General features: G+C 36.2%; 7 protein-coding genes. 6 read left to right on the top strand and 1 reads right to left on the bottom strand.

Annotated features, from left to right (window positions below; genetic code table 11):
- Window positions 1–155 precede the first annotated feature (155 nt).
- Window positions 156–698, top strand: coding sequence for a DinB family protein (locus WBM49_RS12875; RefSeq protein WP_424372456.1), 543 nt, complete (start codon window positions 156–158; stop codon window positions 696–698).
- A 133-nt stretch (window positions 699–831) separates the two neighbouring features.
- Window positions 832–1278, top strand: coding sequence for a Coq4 family protein (locus tag WBM49_RS12870; protein ID WP_424372455.1), 447 nt, complete (start codon window positions 832–834; stop codon window positions 1276–1278).
- A 118-nt stretch (window positions 1279–1396) separates the two neighbouring features.
- Here the strand turns inward: WBM49_RS12870 and WBM49_RS12865 are convergent, their stop codons facing one another.
- Window positions 1397–1936: a hypothetical protein gene (locus WBM49_RS12865; protein ID WP_424372454.1), complete on the bottom strand. Its 540-nt coding sequence runs from the start codon at window positions 1934–1936 to the stop codon at window positions 1397–1399.
- A gap of 427 nt (window positions 1937–2363) precedes the next feature.
- Between WBM49_RS12865 and WBM49_RS12860 the strand changes: the two genes are divergently transcribed.
- From WBM49_RS12860 to WBM49_RS12845, 4 genes are all read left to right on the top strand, one after another.
- Complete coding sequence (locus WBM49_RS12860; RefSeq protein ID WP_424372453.1) at window positions 2364–2882, top strand: RidA family protein; 519 nt, start codon at window positions 2364–2366, stop codon at window positions 2880–2882.
- A 178-nt stretch (window positions 2883–3060) separates the two neighbouring features.
- Window positions 3061–3402 (top strand): hypothetical protein, encoded by a 342-nt coding sequence (locus WBM49_RS12855; protein ID WP_424372452.1) that lies wholly within the window; start codon window positions 3061–3063, stop codon window positions 3400–3402.
- Window positions 3403–3443: 41 nt separating this feature from the next.
- Window positions 3444–3914 carry a hypothetical protein gene (locus WBM49_RS12850; protein WP_424372451.1) on the top strand — a complete coding sequence of 157 codons (471 nt, stop codon included), beginning with the start codon at window positions 3444–3446 and terminating at the stop codon, window positions 3912–3914.
- A 268-nt stretch (window positions 3915–4182) separates the two neighbouring features.
- Window positions 4183–4790, top strand: a 608-nt coding sequence (locus WBM49_RS12845; RefSeq protein WP_424372450.1) for a lysostaphin resistance A-like protein, incomplete at its 3' end; no start/stop codon positions are given.

Raw genomic sequence — 4790 nt, 5'->3', positions numbered from 1 at the left:
GAACAGCATCGTACCTACCGAAATAATAAGAAGTCTTAACTGGCATTATAAAAATGAAACAGTAACCTCCCTTTTATCCATTTTACCGTCTTTTTTAAGTAATAATCTGAAAGGATAATTGGTATATGATTTATAAGACAACAAAATAATATACAATGAAACATCTATTACTTTTAACAACATTAATGCTCTGTTCCTCAGCTACATTACCACTGTTTGCACAACAAAATTCTTTTGTCAAAGACTATTTGGAGCGATTGGAAAATTCTCGCACGTATTTGCTTCTTGTAGCAGAAACAATGCCAGAGGACCGCTATGAGTTTAAAGCGTCCCCGGAATCTATGAGCTTTGCAGAAAACCTGATGCATATTGGCTGGGCTATGGATTGGCACAGTCAAACCCTATTAGGTGGGCGCGAAGCCCGTGATTGGAATACCGATACGGAACTTAAAGTGGGCGAAAAGACCAAAGATGAGATGATCGCTGCGATCAACAACACATTTGATGAAACCATAAAACTGATCACAAAATTTGATGTGTCCACACTAGATGACCGCCTAGACTATTTGGGGTTAAACAGAACAAAGAGACAAATTTTTTTATTACTGGCTGATCATATAACCCATCACAGAGGGCAAATGATTGTTTCTTTGCGCCTCAACGGCCTTAAACCCCCGAGGTATATTCTGTATCAATAGGCCCAATAGAACTGAAACAAAAGACTATGTGCCGTGATTCTAAATGGAATAAACAATGAAATGGCCATAAGGGCCTTCACTCATAGTACACTTCATCCTGAATAGATTATCAGGAGCAGAACCTAATCACCGAATGATGGATAAAACTAACATTACGCTAAGGCAAGGCTTGGAGAAGTTCTACAAAGAACACAAGAGCCATCTTAGTCATCATAAGGAAGGGATTCCCTGTGAGGTTAAAAACTTCTTTAGATCCCACGATATAGCCCATGTTTTGTTTGGTTGTGATATTTCACTTTTCGGTGAAGGCGCGGTAAAAATATGGACCATCTTTGGCACAACCTTAGGCTTTTGGAAACATATCAGGGCGTATCAAAAAGCAAATGCCTTTGAACTGTCAAGAAATTTTAGCCTGTCACATGTTTTACGTAATATTTTCAGGTTCCTGCTATCCATCCCTGCGCTCGTCATTCGAGCCAAAAAAATGACCAAACCCTTGCCCTGGACCAATTTTGAACCCCATTTAGATACTTCTATTTCTGAACTAAGAAAAGAATACAACATCAGGGTCTTAAGCTGATTCTACAACAAACATATCACGGTTTTGGTATTGCATCAATCATTGTATGGAGCGAAGAGTTATGCACTTTAAATCGGCCGATTTCATATAGGCAACCTTTATGGTAACTGGGCAACCATTACTTTTTGAGCAGGGCCTCTACATATTGATGCATGTCCTGATATTCATATTTTAACAATTGTAAATATGAAATGACTTCCTTCTGATATAAAAATGTGGGATCAAGGCAGTCATTAAAATTTGCATCCATTACAGTAATTACTATGTACCAGGAGGAATTTCCGGTTGTATGTACTTCTTCGAGAATTGGATCGTGACCTTCAGAATTTAAGATCCCATCTATTAAAATAGGGACTAAGTTAGCTACTTCTGTTGTTTTTTCCCTTTCATAGAACGACATAAAATAGGTCTGACCCCTCACTACAACAGGCACGTTCAACTCCACGTTTTCGTATCCCAATTGATACTTTAAGTTCATAAAATGATAAAACTCATCAGCGTCCTTCTTATCTTCAAAAACATACGCAAACTGACGTGGTAAATCTCGCTTAAACCTTTTTGCGACGACGATCTTATAATCCTCAATATTTGGAGCAATCTTGAAAGGAATACAGCTAACCACTAAGAAGAAAGGAACCAAAAAAAGGATTTTTCTCATGGAGGTTGGTTTGTGAGAAGGTATCAATAATCATACCATCCTATTTTATAAAAACGAAGTACCTACGGCCGCTTAATTGTTTTTTGCCTAGGTGTTAGTCCAAATATTTCCCGTATTTTTAAGGAAGTATCAACAGCTATCGCCTCTAATTAATTTTATAATAAGAATTAAGAATTGACACAAAAAACCATTATAAAAGCAATCCGACTATTCTTAGTTGCCGGGATCATTTATGCGGTGGCGAAGACGGGTTTGGACTATACGTTTAAACATGAATTTAACTTCTGGAAATTCATTTTTAACTTCTTCGCTTTTGGTAGCATATGGGTAGTATTAGCTTCGATAGTTGCAACAAAACCAAAAAAAGATTCCATTAGAAACGGGAAAGCCGAAAGCCGGCCAAAATAGTCTCAAAAAAAGTATCATTATGAAAAAACTTACCAGCCAACCTGCCTTACTTGCATTATTATTAGCCTTGACTTTTACTATTCAAAGCTGTGAACAAAAAGAAAAAGAAGCAGCAAAAAAAGTTGAAAAAGAGATCGTGGTTGAATCCGAAAAGCCTGAATATTTTTTACTTCGGCCAGAAGTTGAAAAAGCATATGGATATTCCCACGCGGTAAAAATCGGAAATAGTATTAAAATCTCCGGAGCGGTAAGTATGGATGATGAAGGAAATCCTATTGCAATAGGTGATTTGATGCAACAAATGAAAAATTGTTATGCAGATTTGGAGAAAGTATTGAAACACTATGATTGTACCTTCGATGACGTAGTTGTGGAAAATGTTTTTACAACCAATATGCCTTTGTTTCTTGAAAATGCAGCTTACAGAAATGAAATCTACACGAAACAATTTCCAACTGGTTCCTGGCTGGGCGTTAAAGAATTGGCATTGCCCGAATTTATGATCGAAATTGAATTAGAGGTCCATAAATCTGAATAAAAATAAGAAGACACAACGACAGCTATAAGTAGTCACTTCAAAAAGCAAACACCTGGGTGCAATACCTTCGGCAGATAATTCCAAATAAATCAAAAATCCCTATTTTTATTTACTACATGGGATATCTTCTATGGTTCAACGGCCTGGATGCTTGTACTCCCTGTGCTGAGAAGTATTTATGACACCAGAGAATAAACTTTTAACCATTAAAATAATTCATACCATTATCTGGTTGTTTTTTGTACTTGTGATTTTTTATGTGCTGTACACTGGTATCATTGATAATGTCTCTATGTATACATGGATAGGTATTGCGTTGATTATTGGGGAAGGATTAACCCTGCTGATATTTAAAATGTTCTGTCCGCTAACGCTGATGGCAAGGAAATATTCAACCTCTGAAAAAGATAATTTTGATATTTTTCTGCCCAACTGGCTGGCGAAGCATAACAAAATAATATTCACCTCCATTTTCCTTATAGGAGTAGTTTTGGTGATCTATCGGACAGTAACTGATTAAAAGAAATAACAGTAATTGCTCACAAGTTTATTAAACGCATTTTGAAAATTACTAAAGCGGATTATTTTAATTTATTAGGGATTGGGGCATTTTTGTTCCTTTCAATTCAGCAATTCTCCTCTTTGGTGGTATTTGTGCTTCGGTATGCCCAAAGTGTCCTATTTTCAGGATCAAAGGAGTTCCTTTGGTTGCCTGAACTGATCGGTCTTATAGTATTTACCCTGATCCTTCTATGGACCTTACACAGGGGCTCCTCCATGCTGATAAATAATCCCGGGAAATTACTTCTGATACTTGTGATCTTATTTTTCGGAATTACTTTACTACAAATACTTTTTCCAATAATTGGCGCCGAATTTATGGTGCGCCATGCAGAGGAATTCGCTGATTATTCAGACAGAAGAAAGAATCTGTTTCCACAACTTATTTTAGGTCTTATTAAGTTTCTTTACTACCTGGTGTTTTTAATTGTTTTGTTTCTAAAAAGAAAAACCGTTGTCAACATTTACTAAAAGGAGGCTGCAGTGGAGCAGGTTTCATAGCCAAACCAACCTAGTTAAGTAACACATGACCGAAACTAAGCACCGAGGCTGGCAAAGAATACTCTCCATAGTACTACCCTATCTGATTTTGGTCGGCATATTCTATTTCATTGGGGCTTCTATAGCTGGCATAGATATTACCGATGAGGCGTTTAAAAAAACCACTTTTCAGCAAGTAGTGATGAGTTTTTTTAATCTATTAGGTACATTTTTGATCCTTTGGATCTTTATGAATTATGTGGATAAGGAAAGATTTATACAGCTTGGATTCCAGACCAAAAATAGAGGTATTGATTTTATATATGGGATAGGGCTTGGGTTACTGATTTTAGGACTTGGTTACGGGCTATTGATATATATGAAGGAAATATTTATTGTAAAAATTATTTTCGATCCTGAGGAATTAATACTTGTGGTAATACATTTTACGATTGTAGCCATTGTAGAGGAGGCCTTATGCAGAGGTTATATACTTAAAAATTTGATGGTTTCTTTTAATAAGTATGTTGCCCTGATTGTTTCATCCCTTATATTTTCCTTTTTGCATTATTTTAATCCCAATATCGATTTCATTGCGATTACAGACTTATTTTTTGCGGGAATACTTTTGGGCATATCCTACATCTACACTAAAAATTTATGGTTTCCCATAGCATTACACTTGAGTTGGAACTTATTTCAAACACTTTTAGGCTTTAATGTGAGTGGCCAGGATTCTTATTCAATCATTGAGATTGATATACATCAGGCAAATCTACTTAATGGAGGAGCTTTCGGATTTGAAGGTTCAATTTTAGCCATAGTTGCCCAATTATTTGCTATTATTGGAATTGCAGTCTATTACAA

It is taken from the genome of Muriicola sp. (assembly GCF_049669965.1).
Lineage (GTDB): Bacteria > Bacteroidota > Bacteroidia > Flavobacteriales > Flavobacteriaceae > Muriicola.
This window is presented reverse-complemented; position numbering and strand designations above follow the sequence as displayed.